The organism is Streptomyces sp. NPDC101237 (assembly GCF_044767465.1).
GTDB lineage: Bacteria > Actinomycetota > Actinomycetes > Streptomycetales > Streptomycetaceae > Streptomyces > Streptomyces gramineus.
The window spans coordinates 16,736-39,266 of record NZ_JBIWNY010000011.1 but is presented as its reverse complement, the minus strand read 5'-3'; the positions used below and the strand labels follow the sequence as shown (position 1 = coordinate 39,266).

Here is a 22,531-nt window from a genome sequence, read left to right as displayed (position 1 = left end):
TGTCGTTCTTCCCCCGCCGCCGGGGCCAGGACAGAAGTGGCAGACGTAGATCTCTCTGGACAAACTGAATCCGCCGGTTCGTGATCAGGAACATCCACGTTCTCCAGGAGATCGCATGGTGGAACAGTCCTCCGAGGTCGTTTCGGAGCCGGATGAGTCCCTTGAGTCCGTCGTCGCGCTGAGCGGCGCCGGACAGCGAGGGGAGGAGACCGAGCTGCGGCTCGCGCAGGCGCTCGCCGATCTCCTGGGCACCGAGAGTGTTCCGGCCGACGGCCACTTCTTCACCGACCTCGGTGCCAACTCCCTGGTCATGGCCCAGTTCTGCGCACGAATACGCAAGGCCCCGGATCTGCCCAGTCCTTCCATGAAGGACATCTATCAGCACCCCACGATCCGGAGTCTGGCCGCCGCGCTCGGGACCTCCACGGCCGCCGTCCCGGCGGACGCGCCGTCCCCGGCGGCGCCCGCACCGCCCGCCGCGCCCCCGCGGCCCGGGCCGGGACCCTTCGTGAAGCGGATCGTCCATCTGCTCTGCGGAACCGCCCAGTTGCTGGTCTTCCTCGGCTACTCACTGGCTTACGGATTCACAACCGCGGCCGGATACGAATGGATCGCCTCCGGTTCGGGCCTGGCCGACATCTACCTGCGGTCGGTCCTGTTCGGAGGCACCGCCTTCGTGGCCCTGTGCGCCTTCCCGATCGCCGCGAAATGGCTGCTCGTCGGCCGCTGGCAACCATGCGAGTTCCGCGTCTGGGGCCTTCGGTACCTGCGCTTCTGGCTGGTCAAGGTCCTGATCCACGCCAACCCGATGATCCTGCTCGCCGGAACACCGCTGTACGTGCTGTACCTGCGGGCCCTCGGCGCACGGATCGGCAAGGGCGTCACGATCCTCTCGCGCTCCGTCCCGGCCTGCACCGACCTCCTGACGGTCGGCGCCGACACGGTCATCCGCAAGGACGCGTTCCTCCTGTGCTACCGGGCCCACGCCGGCCACATCCAGACCGGCCGGGTCACCCTCGGCGCGGACGTGTTCGTCGGCGAGAAGACCGTCCTGGACATCGACACCGCCATGGGGGACGGCGCCCAGCTCGGGCACTCCTCCGCCCTCCACCGCGGTCAGTCGGTCCCGGCCGGCGAACACTGGCACGGATCCCCGGCGGAACCCACCCGCGTCGACTACGCCAGGGTCCCGCCGGCCCGCTGCGGCACCCTGCGCCGGGCCTGGTTCGGCGCGGGCACCCTCATCCAGCTGTTCTTCCTCTACATCCCGCTGCTCGTCGGCGGTGTGTACATGGTCTTCACCGAGGTCCCGGCGATCGGCAGGCGGCTCGACCCGCAGACGGCCGTCAGCCCCTCCGAACTGGTTCCCGACGCCCTGGTGCTCTCCGGCGTCCTGTTCTTCGGCTTCGTGATCCTCGGTCTGCTCGTCCTGTGCACCGTGCCGCGGCTGGTGGGCCTGGTCCTGAGGCCCGACCGGATCTATCCGCTCTACGGGTTCCACTACGTGCTGCAGCGCGCCACGGCCCGCATGACGAACATCAAGTTCTTCACGTGGCTCTTCGGCGACAGCTCGTACATCGTCCCCTACCTGCGCGGCATCGGATACAACCTCTCGCGCGTCGAGCAGACCGGCTCGAACTTCGGCACCGAGCTGCAGCACGAGTCACCGCTGCTGGTGACCGTCGGCAGCGGGACGATGATCGCCGACGGCCTGTCCGTCCTCAACGCCGACTTCTCCAGCACCTCCTTCCGGCTGTCCCGGGTGGAGATCGGGCCGCACAACTTCCTCGGCAACAACATCGCCTACCCGGCGGGCGGCAGGACGGGCGCCAACTGCCTGCTGGCCACCAAGGTGATGGTGCCCATGGACGGCGAGGTCAGGGAAGGCGTCGGCCTCCTCGGGTCACCGTGCTTCGAGATCCCCCGCACGGTGGACCGCGACACCCGGTTCGACCACCTCAGGACCGGCGACACCCTCCGCAGCCGGCTCGCCGAGAAGAACCGCTACAACCTGAACTCCATGGTGGCCATGCTGCTCGTGCGATGGCTGCACACCTTCGCGCTCACCCTGTTCGGACTCGCCTCCGTGGACCTGTACGGCGCGGTCGGAGAGGTCGTGATCGGCGGCTACCTGGCCTTTTCGCTGGTCTTCTCCACCGCGTACTTCATCCTGGTGGAGCGCTGGATCGGATCGTTCCGGTCGCTGCGCCCCCGCCTGTGCTCCATCTACGACCCGTACTTCTGGTGGCACGAGCGGCTCTGGAAGGTCCCGGACGAGTACCTCAACATCTTCAACGGCACGCCGTTCAAGACCCTGGTCTGGCGGCTGCTGGGAGTCCGCATCGGCAGCAGGGTGTTCGACGACGGCGTCTACATGACCGAACGCACGCTCAGCGCCGTCGGCGACGAGTGCACCCTCAACGCCGCCAGCAAGATCCAGTGCCACTCGCAGGAGGACGGCACCTTCAAGTCGGACGTCACCACGCTCGGCGCGGGCTGCACGCTCGGCGTCGGCTCCCACGTGCACTACGGCGTGACCATGGGCGACGGCGCGGTACTGGCGCCCGACTCCTTCCTCATGAAGGGCGAGGAAGTCCCCGCGCACGCACAGTGGGGCGGCAACCCCGCGGTGGAGATGCCGGAGAGCGGCAGTCGGCCCGATGCCGTCGGCCGGACCACGTCAGCAGCCAACGCCACCACGGCGACCGTGAGTTGAGGAAGGCCATTCGATGGGAACGCGCGTGGAATCGGACCGGGAGTACTGGAGCCGGATACTGAGCGCAGGCGGCGCCACCGCCGTGCCGCGCTGGGCTCCGCGACCCGAGCAGGGCACGGCCGAGCACGAGATACCCGTGCCGGACGACACGGCGCATGCGGTGCGGGAACTGGCCGGGCGACACGCCTTGCCGGTCGACGCGCCGATGCTGGCCGCGCACCTCAAGGTGCTTGCCGTGCTCTCCGGCGAACCCGAGGTGGTCACGGGCTGGGTGAGCGGCGCCGAGGCCGGGCCGCTGCCCTGCCGGGTGTCCGTCCCGTCCGGTTCCTGGACCGCCCTGCTCACGGCCGCGCACCGCGCCGAGGCCGAACTGCGGGCCCACCGCGACTTCCCGGTGGCCGACCTGCGGCGCGAACTGGGCCTGACGGAACCGCCGTTCGAGGTCGTGTGCGGACCCGCGGCAGCGGACCACGGTCATGCGGACGAGCTTGCGGGCGACGGCGCCGTCCTGGACGTGCGCTGGTCCGACCGGGACGGACGGATGACGCTGCACCTGCGGCGGCGCGCCGACGTGCTCGACTCCCGCGCCGCCGCCCGGATCGGCGGCTACCACCTGACCGCGCTGCGGCTGATGACCGCCCGGCCCGACGCCGACCACACCCTCCAGAGCCTGCTCTGCGCCGAGGAGGAACGCGAACAGCTGGACGGCCTGGCCGGACCCGAGCGGGAACTGCCCGACCTGCGCGCGCACGAACTCTTCGAGCAGCGGGCCAGGACCCACCCGGAGGCCGTGGCCGCTATCCACGGCGAGCAGCAGTGGACGTACGGCGAACTCGACCGCCGCTCCAACCGGCTGGCGCGCGCCCTGCTCGCCAGGGGCCTGGCCCGCGAGGACGTCGTCGCCGTCGTCACCGAGCGCAACCTCGACTGGCTGGCGGCGGTGCTGGCGGTGTTCAAGGCCGGCGGCGCCTACCTGCCGATCGAACCGCACTTCCCGGCCGGCCGGATCGCGGCGACGCTCTCCCGGGCCCGGTGCCGGCTGGTCCTCACCGAGTCCGCGAGCACCCGCACCCTCGACGAGGCGCTGCGGACCCTGGAGGGCGTCGACACGCTCCTGACGGAGACGGCGTACGCCGAGTCGCACGCCGACGAGAGTCCGGGCGTCGAGGTCGGTCCCGGCCAACTCGCCTACATCTACTTCACGTCCGGCTCCACCGGGGAGCCCAAGGGCGCCATGTGCGAGCAGGCGGGCATGCTCAACCATCTGCACGCCAAGATCGACGACCTGTCGATCGGCGAGGGCACCGTGGTCGCGCAGACCGCGCCGCAGTGCTTCGACATCTCCCTGTGGCAGCTCATGGCCCCGCTGCTGGTGGGCGGCCGGACGCTGCTGGTCGAGCAGGACGTGATCACCGACGTCGAGCGGTTCGTCGGCACCCTGGAACGCGGCCGGGTCGGCGTGGCCCAGCTCGTGCCGTCCTACCTTGAGGTCGTCGTCTCCTACCTGGAGCGGCACCCGCGGATGCTTCCGGACCTGCGCTGCGTGTCCGTGACCGGCGAGGCGCTCAAACGGGAGCTGGTCCAGCGCTGGTTCGCGGTCCAGCCGGGCATCGCGCTGCTCAACGCCTACGGGCTGACGGAGACCTCGGACGACACCAATCACGAGGTCCTGCGGGAGGTGCCCGAACGGGTGCTGCTGGGACGGCCCGTGAACAACGTGCGCGTCCACGTCGTCGACGAACACCTGGCGCTGGTACCGCTCGGCGCCCCCGGCCTGATCGCCTTCTCCGGCGTCTGCGTGGGCCGTGGCTACGTCAACGACCCCGAACGCACCCGCGAGGCGTACCGCACGGACCCGTACCGGCCCGGCGAACGGCTGTACCTGGGCGGGGACTGGGGCCGCTGGCACCCGGACGGCAAGCTGGAGTTCCTCGGCCGCCGCGACAACCAGGTCAAGATCCGCGGCTTCCGGATCGAGATCGGCGAGATCGAGAACTCGCTGCTGAAGGTCGACGGCGTACGGGACGGCGCGGTCGTCGTCGCCGAACGCAACGGAGGCGGCAAGCAGTTGATCGCCTTCTACGCCGGCCGGGAGCACGAACCGGAACTCCTGCGCAAGGCCCTCGGCGCGGCCCTGCCCGGCTACATGGTGCCGTCCGCCTTCCACTGGCGGGAGGCCCTGCCGCTCACCGCCAACGGCAAGATCGACCGCAAGGCCCTGACCGCCGAGGCCGAACAGGCGGCACCGGAGCCGGAGACGGGCGCGGACGCCGCCCCGCTCAGCCCGACCGAACGGCGGCTGGCGGCGGCCTGGGCCGAACTGCTCGGGGTGCCCGAGCGGCGGATCGGCCGCACGGACCACTTCTTCGACGCCGGCGGCACCTCGCTGACCGCGGTCAAGCTGAGCCTGGCCCTGGACCGTGCGGTGTCCCTCAAGGACATCACCCGCCACCCGGTCCTCGCCGACCTGGCCGCCCTCCTCGACGGCACGCCCCGGCAGCGCCCCGAGCTGCTGCTGCCCCTGTCCGGCGCAAGCCGCGCCGCCGAATGCGCCCTGGTCTGCTTCCCCTACGCGGGCGGCAACGCCGTCAACTACCAGCCGATGGCGAGCGCGCTGACGGGCAGCGGCCTGCCGGTCCTGGCCGTGGACCTGCCCGGCCACAACCTGGCCGCGCCCCCGGAACCGTTCGAGACGATCGAGCAGGTCGCCGAACGGACCGTCGCCGAGATCACCTCCCGCGGCCTGACCCGGGTCGTGCTGTGGGGCCACTCCTCGGGAACCGCCGCCGCCGTCGAGACCGCGCTCAGGCTCCAGCAGCGGGGCGTGCACGTCGCCAGGGTCTTCCTGGGCGCCCAACTCCTCGGCACCGCCGCGGACCGGTTCGCCGCGATCGTCGAACTGACCGCCGCCGGTGACGCCGAGATCGTCCAGCGGCTGACCGCCGAGGGCGGCTACGCGGAACTCCTCGAACTCGACGCGCCGCACGCCGAACACATCGCCGCCGCCTACCGGCACGACTGCGTCGCCGCGCACCGCTACTTCCACCAGGCCCTGGAAGCCCCGCCGTCGGTGAGACTGACCGCGCCTGTCTCGGTGGTCGTCGCCGCCGACGACCCGCACACCGCCGGCCACGCCCAGCGCCACCGCGACTGGCGGCTCTTCGCCGACCACGTCGAACTCCATGAACTCGCCGACGGGGGCCACCACTTCCTGCGCACCCGTCCGGCCGAGACGGCACAGGCCGTGCTGAACAGCGTCCTTCCCCTCGCCTCCTCCTGACCTCCGTCACCTCCAGGCGGTCGACCGAAAGGAATCCGAGATGCCGTTCTCCTCCCTGGCATCACCACTCGACGTGGAGCTGCGACCGGACAAGCCGGCGCTGCTGTGCGTCGGTCCCCCCGACGACGCCCCGCGATGGACGGCCGAGCACCGCGAGGCCCTGCGCGCGCAGGTCGCCGAGCACGGCGCGCTGGTCGTCCGCGGCCTCGGACTGCGCGACGCCGCGCAGGCCGGAGCCGTCTTCGCCGGGATGGCCGGCGACCTGATGACGGAGCGGGAGGCCTTCGCGCCCCGCGAGGCCCACGGCCGCGGCGTGTACTCCTCCACCCCCTGGCCGGACCACCAGCCGATGTGCATGCACCACGAGCTGAGCTACCGGCAGGAGGTGCCCGGCCTCATGCTGTTCGCCTGCCTCACCGCGCCCGAGCAGGGCGGGGCGACGGCGGTCGCCGACGCCGAGGAGGTGTTGCGCGCCCTGCCCACCGGGCTCACCGAGCGGTTCGAGCGGGAGGGCTGGATCCTGACCCGCAGCTACAACGACGAGATCGGCGCGAGCCTCGCGGAGTCGTTCGGCACCGCCGACCGCGCCGAGATCGAACAGTACTGCCGCGCGAACGGCATCACGTTCAGCTGGCAGCCCGACGGATCCCTGCGCACCGAGCAGCACCGCGCCGCCGTCGTCCGGCACCCGGTCACCGGCAGGCGCTGCTGGTTCAACCAGATCGCCTTCCTCAACGAGTGGACCCTGGACCCGGAGGTGCGCGAGTACCTGCTGGACGTCTACGGCCCGGACGGACTGCCGTTCAACACCCGCCACGGCGACGGCTCCCCGGTCGCCGAGGACGTCGTACGGACCATCAACAGCGCCTACGAGGCGCACGCCCGGCGCGAGCCCTGGCAGGCCGGCGACCTGCTGCTCGTGGACAACGTGCGCACCGCGCACAGCAGGGAGGCGTTCTCCGGAGAGCGCCAGGTGCTGGTCGGCCTGGGCGAGCCGCTGCGGCCCGCCGACGACTGCCCGGCCCTGGAGGCGAGCGAACGATGACCGACACCCTGTCGACCACCACCCGGTCCGCGGCACCCGGCGCGCCGGCCGTGCCGACCTTCGCGGTGATCAGCGGCGAGGAGGTGCAGCAGGCCCTCAGCGGCCGCGAGAAGCAGCTCGTGGAGCTGGTCGAGACCGTCTACCGGCTGCACGACGCGGGGGACTCGGTCAACCCGCCGTCGTACTTCCTGCGCTTCCAGGACCGCCCGACCTCGCGGATCATCGCGCTGCCGGCCTCGCTCGGCGGTCCGGTCAACGTGGACGGCCTCAAGTGGATCTCCAGCTTCCCGGAGAACGTGAGCGCCGGGCTGCCGCGGGCGTCCGCGGTGCTCATCCTCAACGACCACGACACCGGCTACCCGTTCGCCTGCCTGGAGAGCTCGATCATCAGCGCCACCAGGACGGCGGCCTCCGCCGCGCTGGCCGCCGACTGGCTGAGCCGCAACCGGACGCGCCCCACCCGGGTCGGGTTCTTCGGCACCGGCCTGATCGCCCGGTACATCCACACCTTCCTGGCCGGCACCGGCTGGGACTTCGACGAGGTCGGCGTGCACGACCTGTCCGCCGACAGCGCGGCCGGCTTCTGCGGCTACCTCCGGGAGTCCGCCGGCGCCGCGCGCGTCACCGTCCACGACACCGCCGAGGACCTGATCCGCGCCAGCGACCTGGTGGTCTTCGCCACCATCGCCGGCCGGCCGCACGTGACCGACCAGGCCCTGTTCGCCCACAACCCGCTGGTCCTGCACGTCTCCCTGCGCGACCTCGCCCCGGAGATCCTGCTCGGCTCGGCCAACTTCGTCGACGACGTCGAGCACTGTCTCAAGGCCGACACGTCGCCCCACCTGGCCGAACAGCTCACCGGCAGCCGTGACTTCCTGAACGGCACCCTCGGCGACGTCATGGCCGGACGGGCCGCGCCGCCGACCGACCGACCGGTGATCTTCTCGCCGTTCGGACTCGGCGTCCTGGACCTCGCCGTCGGCAAGCACGTCTACGACGAGGTGTCCCGGGCGGGGGAGCTGCGACTCATCGATGACTTCTTCCACGAACTGCGTCGGTACGGCTGAGGCCGTGGTCCTCGGCCCGGCACCAGGAGGCCCGCCGTGCCCGTCATATCCGCTCCCCACGCCTTCAACGAGGGCGACCTCTTCGTCGATCTCGCGTCGATCTGCGGATACCCGCTCTACCTGAAGTGCGAGGCCTTCAACTTCGCCGGCTCCATCAAGTTGAAGGCCGCGAACGAAATGGTGGAGAGCGCCGAGCGGGACGGAATCCTGACAGCGGATTCCGTCCTCGTGGAGTCCTCCTCCGGAAACCTCGGCGTCGCGCTCAGCATGATCGCAGCAAGCAAGGGCTACCGGTTTCTGTGTGTGACGGACTCCCGGTGCAACCTGTCGACCAGGCTCCTCATGGAGGCGCTCGGCAGCGAGGTGCACATCGTGGCCGACCAGGACGGCAACGGTGGCTTCCTGGGCAAGCGGATCGACTACGTCCGCTCGCTGTGCGCCTCCGACGACCGGTACGTCTGGCTCAGTCAGTACACCAACGCCGGCAACTGGCTGGCCCACTACCGCACGACGGCCCCGGAGATCGCCCGCCGGTTCCCGCAGCTGGACGTGCTGTTCATCGGGGCCGGCACCACCGGCACCCTGATGGGCTGCGCGCGCTACTTCCGCGAGGGGAACCGGCCGGTGCGCATCGTCGCGGTCGACGCCGCGGGCTCGGTGGCGTTCGGCGGCGAGCCGGGCCGCCGGATGATCCCGGGCCTCGGCATGAGCATGCGGCCACCCCTGCTCGACGAGTCCCTCGTCGACGAGGTGATCAGGGTCGAGGAACCGGACACCATCCGGATGTGCCACCGCATGGCCAGGAGCGGTTTCCTGTTCGGCGGTTCCACCGGGACCGTGGTCAGCGGCGCGACGGACTGGCTGTCCCGCAACGAGGGCCGTGACCTCACCGCCGTGGCCGTCGCTCCCGACCTCGGGGAGCGCTACCTCGACACCATCTACCAGACCAACTGGCTCCACGACCTGTACGGCGACGAGGTGCTCGACCCCGATGCCGGGGGCGGCGCCGTACAGACGAACACCCCGGCGCGGGAACCCAAGTCCGCGTCACGAGCCCCGGCCCGCCGTCGCACCACCTGACAGCGGGTTTCCGGAAGGGCCCTCGGACGTCACTCGTGGCGTCCGGGGGCCCTTCGGTCCGCCGGGCCGTCCTCGGGCGCACAGACGGGCAGCGACTCGTCGAGGAGGCCGACGGCCTCGGCGTGGCCGAAGAGCCCGGGCAGGCCGCCGGTGTGCCAGAAGACGGTCGTCCGGCCCGGTGCGACGGTGCCCTCCTCGGCGGCGGCGACCAGTCCGGCCATGGCGCGTCCCGTGTAGACGGGATCCAGCACGATGCCCTCGGTGCGGGCCGCGAGCCGCAGCGCCGCGGCGGTCGGCCCGGTGAGCCGGCCGTAACCGGGCCCGACCTGGTCGGAGCGGATACGGAGCCGGTCGCGCACGTCGGTTCCGGTGAGTTCCCCTGCCATGGCAGCGACGGCCGCGGCGGGCTCGTCCATCGCGCCGGTGTCGACGCCCAGCACCCGGCCGGCGCCCAGCGCGGCGACCAGCCCGGCCATGGTGCCGCCCGAACCCACCGCGACGACGGCCAGATCCAGCGAGGGAACCTGTGCGAGCAGTTCCCTGCCCGCCTGTTCGTAGCCCCGGGCACCCACGGCGTCGGAACCGCCGAACGGGATCAGGTGCGGACGCGCACCCCGGCGGCGCAGCGCGGCCGCGGTCTCCTCCGCGGCCGCGGTGAGCTGGGCCAGGTCCACGTCGCCCGCCCACCGCACCCGGGCCCCGAAGAGGGCGTCCAGGAGCAGGTTCCCCGACCGTGAGGCGCCGGGCCGGCCCGGGAAGACCAGCACCACGTCCAGGCCGAGCCGTGCCCCGGCCGCCGCGGTCAGCCGCGCGTGGTTGGACTGCGGGGCGCCCACGGTGACCAGGGTGTCCGCGCCGGCGGCCAGGGCCGCGCCGACCGTGTACTCGAGCTTGCGGACCTTGTTGCCGCCGGCCCCCAGGCCGATCAGGTCGTCCCGCTTGATCCAGAGGTCGTCCTCCCGCAGGCCGAGCGCGGCGGCCAGCCGCGGCGCCTTCTCCAGCGGCGTCGGCCAACCGGCCAGGGGCGTGGGCGGGACAGCGGGCACGCGGGTTCCTCTCTCACTGCACACCGGTATCGCCGCGCACCGGGTACGCACCGAGGCGACCGAGGGTACTGCCCCGGTGGGGCGGACACGGGGGCCGGGCCTCGTGCGGTGGCCGGACATGCCGACGGCTCCCGTCCTGTCCGCCAGGAGGGAGCCGTTCGGGTGGCGCGTGGGCGGGCCGTCAGCGGGTCACGCGTGCGAGCGACGGTTGCCGGTGACGAGCCGGTAGAGCACGAGCAGTATGAGGGAGCCGACGATCGCCGCGATCCAGGTGGACAGGTCGAAGAACCCGTCGATGGAGTCCACGCCGAAGATCACCTTGCCGAGCCAGCCGCCCAGCAGACCGCCGACGATCCCGATGAGCATGGTGACGATGATGCCGCCCGGGTCCTTGCCCGGCAGCAGGAGCTTGGCGATGGCGCCGGCCAGCAGCCCGATGATGATCCACGCGATGATGCCCATACTGCGTCTCGCTTTCTGAGATAAAGATTGTGTCAGCTCTTCGTGTGCACCGAATCCGCCCGAACAAACGTCCTTCTTGCGGAAGCGATATCAACCCGTGCTCAGCACGGAGTCGTCCTGGGGCCGGGCGCCGGGCAGTTGGTGACGCGCGGCGACGAGCGCGCTGTCGGCGTCGCTGGTGCCGGTCGCCACGCACAGGGTGTAGGCGATGTCGTTCATCCGCCGCCGCGTCGCGAGGCTGCCGTTCTCGGCGTGCAGCGCGCGCAGCGTGTCGTACTGCGCGACCAGGTCCTTCAGCACCGCCGGGTGGGCCATCAGCACCAGAGGTCTCCCTTCACGTGAACCTGCGATCCGCGATCCGCCTACCCCCGGCCGGTGCGGCCATGCGGCGTCCCGAGGACCCGTCCGCGGAACGCGGGAACCGGCTCCGGCCGCAGCGCCCTGCCCGAGGCCCTTTGCTGAGAGGTACCGATCCGCCCGCGTCGCCACTCCGGGATCCGAACTCTTCGTGGACGGCGGCATGGGCCGGGTCTGAGCCGGGCGGGCGGGTCCGGAGCAGGCCTCTATCATCGCGCGTACGCCGCTGAACAGCGCTTTCGTCGTGGCGTTCAGGTTGTGTTCAGGTTCGGGGAGCGCTTGGGAAACCCTGCCACCAGAAGCACCAAAGCTCTGGCAAAAGGGTCTGGGAAACCTGCCGGGTGCCGTGCGATCGTCCCTGCCATGTCGACCGATCACCTCATGCGCAACCGGCCTGCCGGCCACATCCGTCACGCGGCGAGCAAGGTGCCGGAGGTGACCGTCTACTTCTGGATCATCAAGGTCCTGACCACCGGCATGGGCGAGACGGCCTCCGACTTCCTGGCCCACCTGCTCGGCCCCGTGCCCGCCGTCGGCCTCGGCGGCGTCGCCCTGGTGGCGGCCCTTGCGGTGCAGTTCGCCGTCAGGCGGTACGTGGCCTGGATCTACTGGACGGCGATCGTCATGGTCAGCGTGTTCGGCACGATGGCCGCCGACATCCTGCACGTCGGTCTCGGCGTGCCGTACGCGCTCTCCACGCCGTTCTTCATGGTCGCCCTGGCCGTCGTCTTCGCCGTCTGGCACCGGAGCGAGGGCACGCTGTCCATCCACAGCATCCACACCCGGCGCCGGGAGACCTTCTACTGGGCCGCCGTCCTCGCCACGTTCGCGCTGGGCACCGCCGCGGGAGACCTGACCGCCACGATCGGCCTCGGCTATCTGGGGTCCGCCGTCGTGTACGGCCTCGCCATCGCCGTTCCGGCGCTCGCGCACCGCCTGGGCGGCCTGAACGCGGTGGCTGCCTTCTGGGCCGCCTACGTCATCACCCGGCCGCTCGGCGCCTCCGTCGCCGACTGGATGGCCCTGCCCCGGAGCCGGGGCGGGCTCGCGCTCGGCCTGGGACCGGTCACGCTGTCCTGGACGGTGGCCATCCTCGGCTTCGTCGGCTACCTGGCCGTCTCCCGCAAGGACGTCCGGCCCGGCACCGCGGCCTGAGCGGGCACCGCGCCGAGCGGGCCGGCCGTCATCCGGCGGGCAGGCTGACCACGAAGCGGGCCCCGGCCGTGTGCCCGGGGTCGTGGACGACCTCGCCGCCGACGGAGCGGGCCAGCCGCCGCGCCAGCGGCAGCCCGAGGCCCGCTCCGGGGTGCCCGTCGCCGGGATCCGCACGCCGGCCGGGCTCGAAGAGCAGCCCGGCGAACGACGGCGGTACGCCGGGCCCGTCGTCGACGACGTCGACGCGGACGCCGTCGGGCGCGGGGCCGACCCGGACGGCGACACCGGTGCGCGCGTAGCGGCAGGCGTTGGCGAGCAGCGGGCTGACGATGCGTTCGAGGAGCGCGGCCGGGACTCCGGCCACCAGCGCAGCGCCGTCGGCGGTGAGCCGCACGTGTCCTGGCAGGTCCGCGGTCTCGGTGAGGCGGCGCAGCGCGGACAGCACCTCCACGGTGCCCGGTGCGGTGAGCGTGCCGCCGCGCGCGTCCTCCAGGAGCGTGTCGCAGATGGTCCGCATGGACTCGGCGGCGTCCGCGATCACCCGGTGCGTGGCACGGGTCTGTTCGGCGGTGCGGGGACGGGCCTGCCACCAGTCGAGTTCGGCGATGATCCGGCTCAACGGGGTGCGCAGCTCGTGCGAGAGCTCCCCGGTGAGCTGCCGCTCGTGGCGCAGCAGGGTGCGGATGCGGTCCAGGATGGCGTCCAACGACGTACCGAGGCGGGCGAGTTCGGCCGGGTGGCGGATGCTCCCGAAGCGTTCCTCGGAGGTCACGGCGCTCCACTGGGCGGCCTGGTCGGTCATGGTGCGGACGGGGCGCAGCGCGCGGCCGACCGCCAGCCGGGTCAGGGCGTAGGTGCAGGCGAGCATGACGGCGTCCAGGACCAGCGATCCCAGGAGCAGGGTGTCGGCCGAATTCCGGTAGGGGGAGAGGTCCAGGGCGGTGACCACCGTGGCCTCGCTCCGTGCCCCGGGCACCGGCTGGGAGCACAGCCGGAGCGGGCCGTGCACGTCGACGGTGACGCACCGCCGGCCGCCGTGCCCGGCGAGGGCGCCCGCGACGCGGGTCAGCCGCCCGGCGGCCGGCGGGGCTTCGAGCAGGCGCCGGCCGGCGTAGATCCACACGTGCGCGTCGAGCAGGTCGTCGTGCGCGCTCTCCCGCACCCGCACGGCCGTCCCGCCGGTGTCGACGGTGGTGGCGACGGCGGCGGCACGGGCCCGGAGTTCGTCGTCCGCCTGGTGCTGGAGCCGGTGCTGCGCCACGGTGTCGAAGGCGACGGTGAGGACCACCATCAGCAGCGTGGCCGTGACCAGGGCGACCAGGGAGAGCCTGCCGCGGAGCGTGCCGGGCGTCAGGCGGCGGAGCAGGGCGACCGCGGCGGGGCGCGGACGGCGCGGGGGACCGCTCATGACAGGCGGTGGCCTATGCCGCGCGCCGTGCCGATCGTCCGCTCGCTGCCCGCCTCGCGCAGTTTGCGGCGCAGCCTGGTCAGGTACTGGTCGAGGGTGTTGTCGCTGACCCGTGCGCCCTCGGGCCAGGCCGCACGGACCAGTTCACGGCGGCGCACGACGGCACCGGGAGCGGCCATCAGCGCGGCCAGCAGCCGGAACTCGGTCGGTGTCAGGCCGACCCGGGTGTCGCGGACGGCGACCGTGTGCCGGACGGCGTCCAGGACCAGGTCGCCCGCCGTGGCGGCCGGCGGCGGCGCGGCCCGCTTCAGCGCCGCCCGGAGCCGGGCCGCGAGTTCGGCGAGATGGAACGGCTTGGGCAGGTAGTCGTCGCCTCCCGCGGAGAACCCCGACAGCCGGTCGGTCAGCCGGTGATGGGCGGTCAGGAAGATGACGGGGGAGAGGAACCCGTTCGCGCGCATCGCCTGGCACACGTCCCGTCCGTCGGCGTCGGGCAGCCCGATGTCGAGGACGGCCGCGCGGACGTCGTCGGTGGCCAGCCGCAGCGCGGTGGCGCCGTCCGGTGCGGCGACGGTGTCGAAGTCCTCGTCGCGCAGCCCGCGCACCAGCACGTCACGCAGGGCGTGATCGTCCTCGACGACCAGGATCGTCTGCCGCATGGTCCTCCCTCGGTTCTCGTGTCGTGTCCGTCCGGCCGCCCGCCGCGTCCGGCGGCGGATCTCCCGCGGGCACCGGGTCGTCCCGCACGGCGCCGCGCGGCCGCTGCCACGGCGGCCGCAGGGCCACGGCGGCCAGGCACAGGCCCAGCCAGCCGAGGGCGAACAGCCAGCCGCCGAGCACGTCCGTGAACCAGTGCACGCCGAGATAGACGCGGGTCAGTCCGACCGCCGCGCCCCAGCAGCCGACGACCACGGCGAGCAGGGTGCCGCCGCGCCCGCCGCGCGTCAGGACGGCGACGATCAGCAGCCCCGCCGTCAGCGCCGCCGTGGTGGTGTGCCCGGACGGGAAGGCCCAGCCCGAGGCGTGGGTGGCCCAGTCGGCGCGCGGCGGCCGGGGCCGGGAGACGAGCGCCATCACCGTGTACCGCAGCGCCTGGCCCGCCGCGAGGAAGGCCAGGCAGAGCGCGACGGCGAGCGCACGCTCTCGGCGGGTGCGTCCCACGACGAGTCCGGCGAGCGCCGCCAGCAGGTACGGGACGACTCCCGTCCCCGTGGTGGTCAGCGCGTGGGCGAACGTCACCGCGCCGTCCGGACGGTTGTCGAGGGACCAGGCGAGCAGGGCGCGGTCCACGGACAGCGGCCGGCCGTCGTGACCCGCGACGACCATGGTCAGCAGGCCGAAGGCGGCCCAGGCGCCGAGGCCGCAGCCGACGGCCAGGTGGGTGGCGTCGCCGCGCTTCACGACACCGCCAGCAGCGGGCGCAGCCGGGTGGCGGTGAGCCGCCGGGCCAGCGGCCCCGCCCACCGGCGCAGCACGGACATGGCCGCCGTCACGGTGAGCGCGCCCACCACCGCGCCCGCCAGCACGTCGTGCGGGTAGTGCACACCCACCCAGACCCGTGAGGCCGCCATGGCGACGGCGGCGGCCACGGCGACCGCGCCGAGCCGCCGGAACACGAACAGCAGGGCGACGGCCGCCGCGGCGGCGACGGCCGCGTGATTGCTGGGGAAGGACCAGTCGCCGCGCGCCGGGCACGTCTCCAGGACGGTCACCCGCAGGCTCCGGCAGGGCCGGTTCTCGTGCACCAGCGGCTTGAGCGCCGCGTCGACCGCGTAGGCCACCACCACGACGACCGGCACCGCGAGCGCCGTCACCGACGCGGTGGCGCCGACCCGCCGGGCACGCCACCAGGCGATGACCATGAACACGGCGAACACGGCGAGCCCGTACGTCGACCACGCCGACACGGAGTCGTTCAGCCAGTCGGGCGCGTGCTGGGCGAGGCGTACCACGTCGACGTAGGCCGGCCCGTCGACGGCGGGACCGCTCAGGGCGGGGATCATCCCTGGACCTCCTCCGCCTTGGCCTCCCGGCGCGAGCGCAGCAGTTCGGCGGCGAGCGGGATCAGGGACAGGGCGACGATCACCGCGACCATCGGCAGCAGGTACCGGTCCACGTTCGGTACCGAGGAGCCCAGCGCGTACCCCGCCAGCGTGAGCCCCAGGCTCCACAGCAGGCCGCCGGCCGTCTGCCAGACGGTGAAGGTCCGCACCGGCACCCGCAGGGCGCCCGCCATCGGGTTCAGCACCGTCCGCACCACCGGCACGAACCGGGCCAGCACGATCGCCTTCGCGTACCCGTAGCGTTCCAGCAGTTCCTCCGCGCGTCGCGCGCCCTCGTGCAGGCGGGCCGAGCGGCTGCGGGCGAGCAGGGCGCCGCCCGCTCTGCGGCCCAGCAGGTATCCGCACTGCGAGCCCGCGAGCGCCCCCACCGCGGCGGAGACCAGGAGCGGCCCGAGCGAGAGCTTCAGGCCGTGGTCGGCGGAGCCGGTGCACAGCAGGCCCGCCGTGAAGAGCAGCGAGTCGCCCGGCAGGAAGAACCCGATCAGCAGTCCGGTCTCGGCGAACAGCACCACGCCCACGCCCAGCACGCCGAACGCGGCCAGCAGCGAGCGCGCGTCCAGCACGTTGACGGCGAGCTGTGACGAGAGATGCAGGGCCGTGGTCATCGTCGAGGGGTCCCTTCGTAGTACGCCCGGAGCGCCGGGCACGCCGCGGCGGAGGCATCGGGTCGGTGACTACAGTGCAGTAGACGGTCTACTCAACTGTAGACGATCGCGGCGGGGGAGACGTTCCCATGATCGGCCCGCGCGGCGGGAGACGGCCGTCACGGCACGGCCGTGGCCCGGACGGCGTGAGCCCGCCCCCACGCGCGGCCGGGTGCGCCGGTCCGCCGACCGCCCGGTCCGGTGCGCCGCCGACGCCGGTGCGCCGGACCCGGCCCGGCGCCGCGTGCCACGGCCCGGCGCCGCGTGCCACGGCCCGGCGCCGCGTGCCACGGCCCGGCGCCGCGGGCCACGGCACGGCGACGCCCGCGGCGAGCACCGCCGGGCCGCCGCACCCGCGAACCGGCGCGGGTAGCGGGGAGTAGGACCGGGGCGTAGTACCGGGGTACGACGGGGCGGGCCCGGTTCGGGCTCCTGGTACCACGGGACCGGCCGATACGGCTCCTACCGTGGCAGGTGAGGCGTCGGAAGCGACGGACGCCCCGGCCCCCAAGGGAGAACGCGGATGATCGAGGCGCAGCGGCTGACCAAGCGGTACGGCGAGAAAACCGCCGTCGACGGGCTGGACTTCGACGTCAGGCCGGGCAGCGTGACCGGGTTCCTCGGTCCCAACGGCGCCGGGAAGTCCACGACCATGCGCATGATCGTCGGGCTCGACGCCCCGACCGGCGGCTCGGTCACCGTGAACGGACAGCGCTACGCCCGCCACCGGGCACCGCTCCAGGAGGTCGGCGCGCTGCTGGAGGCGAAGTCGATCCACCCGGGCCGCTCCGCCCGCAACCACCTGCTGGCCCTCGCGCTGACCCACGGCATTCCACGCCGCCGGGTCGACGAGGTCATCGAACTCGCGGGACTGGGCAGCGTGGCGGGCAAGCGGGCCGGAGCCTTCTCCCTCGGGATGGGCCAGCGGCTCGGGATCGCGGCGGCGCTGCTCGGCGACCCGCAGACGGTCATGCTGGACGAGCCGGTCAACGGGCTGGACCCGGAGGGCGTGCTCTGGATCCGCAACCTCCTCAAGGCCCTCGCCGACGAGGGCCGGACCGTGTTCGTGTCGTCCCACCTGATGAGCGAGATGGCGCTGGTCGCCGACCACCTGATCATCGTGGGACGCGGGCGGCTGCTGGCCGACACCACCGTGGCGGACCTCGTCCGGGCGGCCGGCGGCGACACCGTGCTGGTGGCCGCCCAGGACCCGGCCCGGCTGCGGGAGGCGCTGGCGGGTCCCGGCGTCACCGTCACCGGACGGTCCGGCTCCGAGGAACTCCAGGTCAGCGGGCTCAGCGCCCGCGAGATCGGCCTGACGGCCGCCGAACACGGCATCGCGCTCTTCGAACTGACGGCCCGCACGGTGTCGTTGGAGGAGGCGTTCATGAACCTGACCAGGGACGCCGTGGAGTACCACGGCTCCACGACCGCCGAGACCGCGCCCGAGGGCGCCGAGACCCCTGAGACCGTCGGGAGCACCGTATGAGCACCCTCACCACGACCGCAGGGACGTCCCCGGCGGCTCCCGCCCGTCCCGCCTACCGGGTCACCGGACGGCGCGTGCTCGCGTCGGAGTGGGCCAAGCTGTGGTCGCTCCGCTCGACCTGGATCACCCTCGGCCTCGGCCTGGTCTTCCTCGTCGCCTTCGGCCTGATCGCCGCCGCCCACTACCGGTCCGGCATCGGCTCCGGCCACCAGGACCGGGACTTCGCCACCGCCACGGCCCTGAGCCTGTCCCTCTTCGGCACCAACTTCGCGCAGCTCGCCCTCGGCGTGCTCGGCGTCCTGGTCACGGCCGGCGAGTACTCCACCGGCACGATCCGCTCCACGCTCGCCGCCGTGCCCCGCCGGCTTCCGGTGCTCTGGTCGAAGGCGGCGGTGTTCGGTCTCGTCGCGCTGGTGGTGGGCACGCTCGGCGTGTTCGTCGCCTTCCTCGCCGGCAGCCGCATCGTGTCCGGCACGCCGGCGGCCATGGGCCTCGCGCACGCGGGCGTCGTCCGGAGTCTGCTGGGCGCCGGGCTCTACCTCGGCCTGGTCGGCGTCATCGGCACCGCCCTCGGCACCCTGCTGCGGTCGGTGGCCGGCGGCATCTCGGTCCTGGTCGGCACCCTCATGCTGGTCCCGGGACTGATCTCCCTGCTGCCCAGCTCCTGGCAGGACCACATCAGCCCCTACCTGCCGTCCGACGCGGGCGAGTCGATGTTCGCCCTCACCCACGACGCCACGGCCCTGTCGCCGGGCGCCGGACTGCTGGTCTTCCTCGGCTGGACGGCGCTCGCCCTGGCGGCCGCCGCGCACCGGCTGGTGCGCAGCGACGTCTGACGACCCGCACCATGGGCAGGTGACCACCTTGACGACGACCACCGCGGCCGGGGACATCATCGCGACCGGCCCGGTGGCCGCCCGGCTCGCCCGGGCCGGCCAGCGGCTGCGGCAGGCGGACCGCGCCCGTCCGTGGGTGCTGGACACCGCCGTGACGGCGCTGGTCTTCCTCATGTTCTGCCTGCCCGACCTGCTGCACCACGGCGGCGCGGGCGACGGGGACGGCGACGCCCCGCACCGCTTCCACTTCGCCTTCACCCGGCTCCCCCTGGCGGCCATGCTGGCCCTGCAGGCCGGGCTGGTGCTCCCGCTGCTGTGGCGCAGGCGACGGCCCATGGCGGCCTTCGTCGCCGTCGCCGTCGTCTTCGTCGTGCAGTGGTCGCTGGGCGCCGCGCTGCGCGCGGACGTCGCCCTGTTCATCGCCCTGTACAGCCTCGCCCTGCACGGCCGGCTGCGCAGGCTGCCGTGGGCGTGCGCGGTGATGGCGGCGGGGATGGTGCTGGTCGCGGTGCGGATCGCGCCCGCCGTGTCGGTCTGGGACGCCCTGTTCTTCCTGCTGAGCACGGCGACCGCGGCGCTGGCCGTCGGCCTGACGGTCCGGGCCCGGCGGGCACAGCTCGCCGGGCTGCGGGAACGGGCGGCGCGGCTGGAGACGGAACGCGACCAGCGCATCAGGCTCGCGACCGCCACCGAACGCGCCCGGGTGGCCCGCGAGATGCACGACATCGTCGGCCACCACCTGGCCGTCATCATCACCCTCGCCGACGCCGGCTCCTACGCCACGGACACCGCGCCCGAACGCGGCAAGGAGGCCCTCCGGCTCATCGGCGACACCGGCCGGACGGCGCTCGGGGAGCTGCGTCGCGTGCTCGGCGTCCTGCGCGAGGCCTCCGACGGCACCCGGCAGGCGCCCGAACTCAGCCCCCAGCCGGGCCTCGCGGACATCGGGGCGCTGTGCGACGGCGTGCGCACCGCCGGGCTGGAGATCGTCTACCGGACCGTCGGCGAGGTCGACGCCCTGGACCGGGGCGTGCAGCTGGCCGTCTACCGCATCGTCCAGGAGGCCCTGACCAACACCCTCAAGCACGCCGGCGCCGGCACCCGGGTGGACCTGGCGGTCGGTGTCCGGGGCGAACGGCTGATCATCAGGGTCCGGGACGACGGCACCGCCGGACGACCCGGACCGGGGAACGAGGAAGGACACGGACTGGTGGGCATGCGCGAACGGGCGGCACTGTACGGAGGGACCGTCACCGCCGGCCCCGCGGCCGACGGCGGCTGGGCCGTGGAGGCCGCCCTCGACCTGGCACCGCAGGGAGGCCCCCGGTGACCACCGTGCTCGTCGTCGACGACCAGGAACTCCAGCGGTACGGCTTCCGCGTGCTGCTCGACTCCATCCCCGGGACGGAGGTGGTCGGCGAGGCCGCGAGCGGCGCGGAGGCCGTCCGCAGGACCGCCGAACTACGCCCGGACGTCGTCCTGATGGACGTGCGGATGCCCGGCATGGACGGCATCGAGGCGACCCGCAGGATCGCCGAGGCCGGCGGGCGGTCCCGGGTCCTCGTGCTGACCACCTTCGACCTCGACGAGTACGTGCACGCCGCCCTGCGGGCCGGTGCCAGCGGCTTCCTGCTCAAGGACGCGCGTCCGGAGGAACTGCTCGCCGGGATCCGCGCGGTCGCCGGGGGAGACGCGGTGATCGCGCCGGCCCTCACCCGCCGCATCCTCGACGAGTACGCGCGGCACGTGCCGGCCCGGAGGGGCGATCCGGGCGAGGATCCGCGTGTGGCCGCTCTCACCGAACGCGAGCGCGAGATCCTCGTGGCCATCGGCAAGGGCTGGACCAACGGGGAGATCGCCGCCCGCTTCGTGGTGACCGAGTCCACCGTGAAGACGCACGTCGGCCGGGTCCTCGCCAAGATCGGCGCCCGTGACCGCATCCAGGCGGTGATCTTCGCCTACGACCTGGGACTCGCCCGCCCCGCCGCCGGCTGACCGCCGGGCGCCGCCGTCCCACCTCTTCTCACCCGCCTCTCACCCTACAAGCCGTAGGGTGGGCTCTCCTCCTGTGAGCTGCAGGAGGAAGCGATCCCCGCGGTGTGCGACGACAAGAGGTGCGAGATGACCGGCGGCTCGAACGCCACGACGACCGGTGTCCCGCACACCCGCCTCCCGACCCGGGCCGTCCGGCCCCGGCGCCCTCGGGGTGTGCCCCGGCTCGCGGTGGTCGCGGCCGCCTTCACCCTCGCCCAGCTCGTCCTCGTACGGCCCGGCCTCGGTCTCGGCCGGGACGAGGGCGTCCACGTCGGCCAGGTCGGCGCGCACGTTCCCGCCGCCTGCTTCAGCGCCCCGCGCGCCCGCGGCATCTCCCTGCTCGCCGCCCCGGTCGCGTCCTGGTCCGACTCCACCGCCCTGCTCCGGATCTACCCGGCCGTCCTCTCCGGCCTCGCCCTCCACCTCGCCCTGCGCGTCCGGCGCGGCCACCTCGGAACCGCCGTCCTGCCCCTGGCCGGCGCCCTGCCTGCCTGCCCGGCGCCCGGTGCCCGGCATGGACGGCGACTGCCGTGACCGCGGCCGGGAACCTGGCGGCCGCCGCGGGCCGGCACCCGTACGTCCGGGTGGGCGTCACCCTGGCGGTGCTCGCCACCGCCGGAGGCGTGGCCGCCGCGCACCGGGACACCCTGGACAGCGGCACCGACCGGCTGGCCGCCGCCGACGGGGAGTGGCTGCTGCTCGCCTGCCTCGCCGCGGTGGGCACCTGGGTGTGCGCGGCCGTCGCCCAGCAGGGGGCGGTGGCCGAGCGGCTGCCCAGAGGGCGGCTGGTGGCGGCGCAGTTCGCGGCCGGCGCGGCCAACCATCTGCTTCCGGCCGGAGCCGGCGCGGCGGTGGTCAACCTGCGGTTCCTGACCCGGTGTGGACTGTCGGTCAGGCGCTCGGCGACCGCGCTGGCCGTGAAGGCGGCCGTCGGCGGGATCGTCCGCTGCGTGCTCGGAGTGCTCCTACTGGCCACCTCGCCCGGTACGGTCCGGCTCTCCGTGCCGGTCCCGCACGCGCCGGTCCTGTGGCCGGCGCTGGCCGGGGCCGTCGTGCTGGCCGTCGCGCTCGGCGCGCGTCTCGGACCCGCGCTCGGCCGGGCCTTCGCGGACGTGCGGGACGTGCACCGGAGCGGGGCGAGGGCCGGGGCGCTGTGGGGCGGGTCCGTCGCGTTCGCCCTGCTGCACGCCGGGGTGGTCCTCGCCGTGGTCCGCGCGATCGGCTTGGGCCTGCCCGTGAGCCGCGTGGTCGTGGCCTACCTGGTGGCCTCCGGCGCGGCGGCGCTGCTGCCCACGCCGGGCGGACTGGGATCGCTGGACGCCGCGCTCGCCCTCGCGCTCACGGCGGCCGGCGCGCCGGGACCTGACGCGGTCGCGGCCGTCCTCGGCTACCGCCTGCTGACCGGCTGGCTGCCGATGCTTCCCGGCCTGCTGGTCCTGGCCCTGCTGGCCCGCCGCAAGGCCGTGTGAACCGCTCGGCCGCCTCGCGCCTCCCGCCCGCCGCGGACACCGTGGTGCCGCCTGGCGCGCGCGGGACGCCGGGGGCGGTCGGCGCGGCCTGGTCGCCGCCGTCGGACGGCGGCCGCGACGTGACACCGGTACGCGCCGGACGACGTCGGGGCCGGGGCGGCCCGCGTGTGGGAGGGCGGCGGTGAGACGATCCGGTCCGTCGAGCGCGGCCGTCGCGGCGGTGGCCGCGCGAGCGGGGATCGGCCCAACTCCCCCCTGCGATCCGGCAGGTCGTGCCGCCGTGCCATGGGGTGTCGTTCGCTCCCCGCCGGGCGGGTTGCCGGCGGAGGCGGCCGCGCGGTCCCCTGGCGTGCGCTGCGGGGGTGACCTTCTCCCACTGT

Annotated in this window: 20 protein-coding genes; 12 read left to right on the top strand and 8 right to left on the bottom strand. The window is 73.5% G+C overall.

What is annotated here, in order from left to right; all coding sequences use genetic code 11:
* Positions 1-115 precede the first annotated feature (115 nt).
* From ACIRQ9_RS18530 to sbnA, 5 genes are read left to right on the top strand one after another with little or no spacing between them, the layout of a single operon-like run.
* Positions 116-2,716 (top strand): Pls/PosA family non-ribosomal peptide synthetase, encoded by a 2,601-nt coding sequence (locus ACIRQ9_RS18530; RefSeq protein ID WP_404173989.1) that lies wholly within the window; start codon positions 116-118, stop codon positions 2,714-2,716.
* Between the two features lie 13 nt (positions 2,717-2,729).
* The gene (locus tag ACIRQ9_RS18525) at positions 2,730-5,996 is read left to right on the top strand and encodes an amino acid adenylation domain-containing protein (RefSeq protein ID WP_404173986.1); all 3,267 of its coding nucleotides are present in this window, start codon (positions 2,730-2,732) and stop codon (positions 5,994-5,996) included.
* A 40-nt stretch (positions 5,997-6,036) separates the two neighbouring features.
* The gene (locus ACIRQ9_RS18520) at positions 6,037-7,041 is read left to right on the top strand and encodes a TauD/TfdA family dioxygenase (protein WP_404173983.1); all 1,005 of its coding nucleotides are present in this window, start codon (positions 6,037-6,039) and stop codon (positions 7,039-7,041) included.
* Positions 7,038-8,108 (top strand): 2,3-diaminopropionate biosynthesis protein SbnB, encoded by a 1,071-nt coding sequence (gene sbnB / locus ACIRQ9_RS18515; RefSeq protein ID WP_404173980.1) that lies wholly within the window; start codon positions 7,038-7,040, stop codon positions 8,106-8,108. Before ACIRQ9_RS18520 ends, sbnB begins: the two co-directional genes overlap by 4 nt.
* Positions 8,109-8,144: 36 nt before the next feature.
* Positions 8,145-9,188 (top strand): 2,3-diaminopropionate biosynthesis protein SbnA, encoded by a 1,044-nt coding sequence (sbnA, locus tag ACIRQ9_RS18510; RefSeq protein ID WP_404173977.1) that lies wholly within the window; start codon positions 8,145-8,147, stop codon positions 9,186-9,188.
* A 29-nt stretch (positions 9,189-9,217) separates the two neighbouring features.
* Here the strand turns inward: sbnA and ACIRQ9_RS18505 are convergent, their stop codons facing one another.
* From ACIRQ9_RS18505 to ACIRQ9_RS18495, 3 genes are all read right to left on the bottom strand, one after another.
* Positions 9,218-10,234, bottom strand: coding sequence for a pyridoxal-phosphate dependent enzyme (locus tag ACIRQ9_RS18505; RefSeq protein ID WP_404173974.1), 1,017 nt, complete (start codon positions 10,232-10,234; stop codon positions 9,218-9,220).
* 189 nt (positions 10,235-10,423) lie between these two features.
* On the bottom strand, positions 10,424-10,696 hold the full coding sequence (locus ACIRQ9_RS18500) for a GlsB/YeaQ/YmgE family stress response membrane protein (RefSeq protein ID WP_404173971.1): 273 nt from the start codon (positions 10,694-10,696) through the stop codon (positions 10,424-10,426).
* A 90-nt stretch (positions 10,697-10,786) separates the two neighbouring features.
* The gene (locus tag ACIRQ9_RS18495; RefSeq protein ID WP_404173968.1) at positions 10,787-11,017 is read right to left on the bottom strand and encodes a DUF5133 domain-containing protein; all 231 of its coding nucleotides are present in this window, start codon (positions 11,015-11,017) and stop codon (positions 10,787-10,789) included.
* A gap of 399 nt (positions 11,018-11,416) precedes the next feature.
* Between ACIRQ9_RS18495 and ACIRQ9_RS18490 the strand changes: the two genes are divergently transcribed.
* On the top strand, positions 11,417-12,208 hold the full coding sequence (locus ACIRQ9_RS18490) for a hypothetical protein (RefSeq protein WP_404173965.1): 792 nt from the start codon (positions 11,417-11,419) through the stop codon (positions 12,206-12,208).
* Positions 12,209-12,236: 28 nt separating this feature from the next.
* Here ACIRQ9_RS18490 and ACIRQ9_RS18485 read toward each other — a convergent pair whose 3' ends face one another.
* From ACIRQ9_RS18485 to ACIRQ9_RS18465, 5 genes are read right to left on the bottom strand one after another with little or no spacing between them, the layout of a single operon-like run.
* On the bottom strand, positions 12,237-13,616 hold the full coding sequence (locus tag ACIRQ9_RS18485; protein WP_404173962.1) for an ATP-binding protein: 1,380 nt from the start codon (positions 13,614-13,616) through the stop codon (positions 12,237-12,239).
* Positions 13,613-14,275, bottom strand: a complete 663-nt coding sequence (locus ACIRQ9_RS18480; RefSeq protein ID WP_404173959.1) for a response regulator transcription factor — start codon at positions 14,273-14,275, stop codon at positions 13,613-13,615. Before ACIRQ9_RS18480 ends, ACIRQ9_RS18485 begins: the two co-directional genes overlap by 4 nt.
* The gene (locus tag ACIRQ9_RS18475; RefSeq protein ID WP_404173956.1) at positions 14,229-15,017 is read right to left on the bottom strand and encodes a phosphatase PAP2 family protein; all 789 of its coding nucleotides are present in this window, start codon (positions 15,015-15,017) and stop codon (positions 14,229-14,231) included. The genes ACIRQ9_RS18480 and ACIRQ9_RS18475 overlap by 47 nt, the downstream gene beginning before the upstream one ends.
* The gene (locus ACIRQ9_RS18470; RefSeq protein ID WP_404173953.1) at positions 15,014-15,619 is read right to left on the bottom strand and encodes a phosphatase PAP2 family protein; all 606 of its coding nucleotides are present in this window, start codon (positions 15,617-15,619) and stop codon (positions 15,014-15,016) included. The genes ACIRQ9_RS18475 and ACIRQ9_RS18470 overlap by 4 nt, the downstream gene beginning before the upstream one ends.
* Positions 15,616-16,284 (bottom strand): DedA family protein, encoded by a 669-nt coding sequence (locus ACIRQ9_RS18465; protein ID WP_404173950.1) that lies wholly within the window; start codon positions 16,282-16,284, stop codon positions 15,616-15,618. Before ACIRQ9_RS18465 ends, ACIRQ9_RS18470 begins: the two co-directional genes overlap by 4 nt.
* Before the next feature lie 562 nt (positions 16,285-16,846).
* Here ACIRQ9_RS18465 and ACIRQ9_RS18460 point away from each other — a divergent pair.
* The 6 genes from ACIRQ9_RS18460 (at position 16,847) to ACIRQ9_RS18435 (ending at position 22,151) form a co-directional block, all read left to right on the top strand.
* Positions 16,847-17,812 carry an ABC transporter ATP-binding protein gene (locus ACIRQ9_RS18460; protein ID WP_404173947.1) on the top strand — a complete coding sequence of 322 codons (966 nt, stop codon included), beginning with the start codon at positions 16,847-16,849 and terminating at the stop codon, positions 17,810-17,812.
* On the top strand, positions 17,809-18,648 hold the full coding sequence (locus tag ACIRQ9_RS18455; RefSeq protein WP_404173944.1) for an ABC transporter permease: 840 nt from the start codon (positions 17,809-17,811) through the stop codon (positions 18,646-18,648). Before ACIRQ9_RS18460 ends, ACIRQ9_RS18455 begins: the two co-directional genes overlap by 4 nt.
* A 28-nt stretch (positions 18,649-18,676) precedes the next feature.
* On the top strand, positions 18,677-19,978 hold the full coding sequence (locus ACIRQ9_RS18450) for a sensor histidine kinase (protein WP_404174507.1): 1,302 nt from the start codon (positions 18,677-18,679) through the stop codon (positions 19,976-19,978).
* Complete coding sequence (locus ACIRQ9_RS18445) at positions 19,975-20,643, top strand: response regulator (protein WP_404173941.1); 669 nt, start codon at positions 19,975-19,977, stop codon at positions 20,641-20,643. The genes ACIRQ9_RS18450 and ACIRQ9_RS18445 overlap by 4 nt, the downstream gene beginning before the upstream one ends.
* Positions 20,644-20,769: 126 nt before the next feature.
* Positions 20,770-21,216: a hypothetical protein gene (locus ACIRQ9_RS18440; RefSeq protein WP_404173938.1), complete on the top strand. Its 447-nt coding sequence runs from the start codon at positions 20,770-20,772 to the stop codon at positions 21,214-21,216.
* On the top strand, positions 21,213-22,151 hold the full coding sequence (locus tag ACIRQ9_RS18435; RefSeq protein ID WP_404173935.1) for a YbhN family protein: 939 nt from the start codon (positions 21,213-21,215) through the stop codon (positions 22,149-22,151). The genes ACIRQ9_RS18440 and ACIRQ9_RS18435 overlap by 4 nt, the downstream gene beginning before the upstream one ends.
* The last annotated feature ends 380 nt before the right edge of the window (positions 22,152-22,531 follow it).

What these genes read in the sequence shown, in the direction of transcription:
- ACIRQ9_RS18530 (WP_404173989.1), top strand. Translation starts at nt 116, where the DNA reads ATGGTGGAACAGTCCTCCGAGGTCGTTTCGGAGCCGGATGAGTCCCTT.
- ACIRQ9_RS18525 (WP_404173986.1), top strand. Translation starts at nt 2,730, where the DNA reads ATGGGAACGCGCGTGGAATCGGACCGGGAGTACTGGAGCCGGATACTG.
- ACIRQ9_RS18520 (WP_404173983.1), top strand. Translation starts at nt 6,037, where the DNA reads ATGCCGTTCTCCTCCCTGGCATCACCACTCGACGTGGAGCTGCGACCG.
- sbnB (WP_404173980.1), top strand. Translation starts at nt 7,038, where the DNA reads ATGACCGACACCCTGTCGACCACCACCCGGTCCGCGGCACCCGGCGCG.
- ACIRQ9_RS18500 (WP_404173971.1), bottom strand. Translation starts at nt 10,696, where the DNA reads ATGGGCATCATCGCGTGGATCATCATCGGGCTGCTGGCCGGCGCCATC.
- ACIRQ9_RS18490 (WP_404173965.1), top strand. Translation starts at nt 11,417, where the DNA reads ATGTCGACCGATCACCTCATGCGCAACCGGCCTGCCGGCCACATCCGT.
- ACIRQ9_RS18485 (WP_404173962.1), bottom strand. Translation starts at nt 13,616, where the DNA reads ATGAGCGGTCCCCCGCGCCGTCCGCGCCCCGCCGCGGTCGCCCTGCTC.
- ACIRQ9_RS18480 (WP_404173959.1), bottom strand. Translation starts at nt 14,275, where the DNA reads ATGCGGCAGACGATCCTGGTCGTCGAGGACGATCACGCCCTGCGTGAC.
- ACIRQ9_RS18470 (WP_404173953.1), bottom strand. Translation starts at nt 15,619, where the DNA reads ATGATCCCCGCCCTGAGCGGTCCCGCCGTCGACGGGCCGGCCTACGTC.
- ACIRQ9_RS18465 (WP_404173950.1), bottom strand. Translation starts at nt 16,284, where the DNA reads ATGACCACGGCCCTGCATCTCTCGTCACAGCTCGCCGTCAACGTGCTG.
- ACIRQ9_RS18460 (WP_404173947.1), top strand. Translation starts at nt 16,847, where the DNA reads ATGATCGAGGCGCAGCGGCTGACCAAGCGGTACGGCGAGAAAACCGCC.
- ACIRQ9_RS18455 (WP_404173944.1), top strand. Translation starts at nt 17,809, where the DNA reads ATGAGCACCCTCACCACGACCGCAGGGACGTCCCCGGCGGCTCCCGCC.
- ACIRQ9_RS18440 (WP_404173938.1), top strand. Translation starts at nt 20,770, where the DNA reads ATGACCGGCGGCTCGAACGCCACGACGACCGGTGTCCCGCACACCCGC.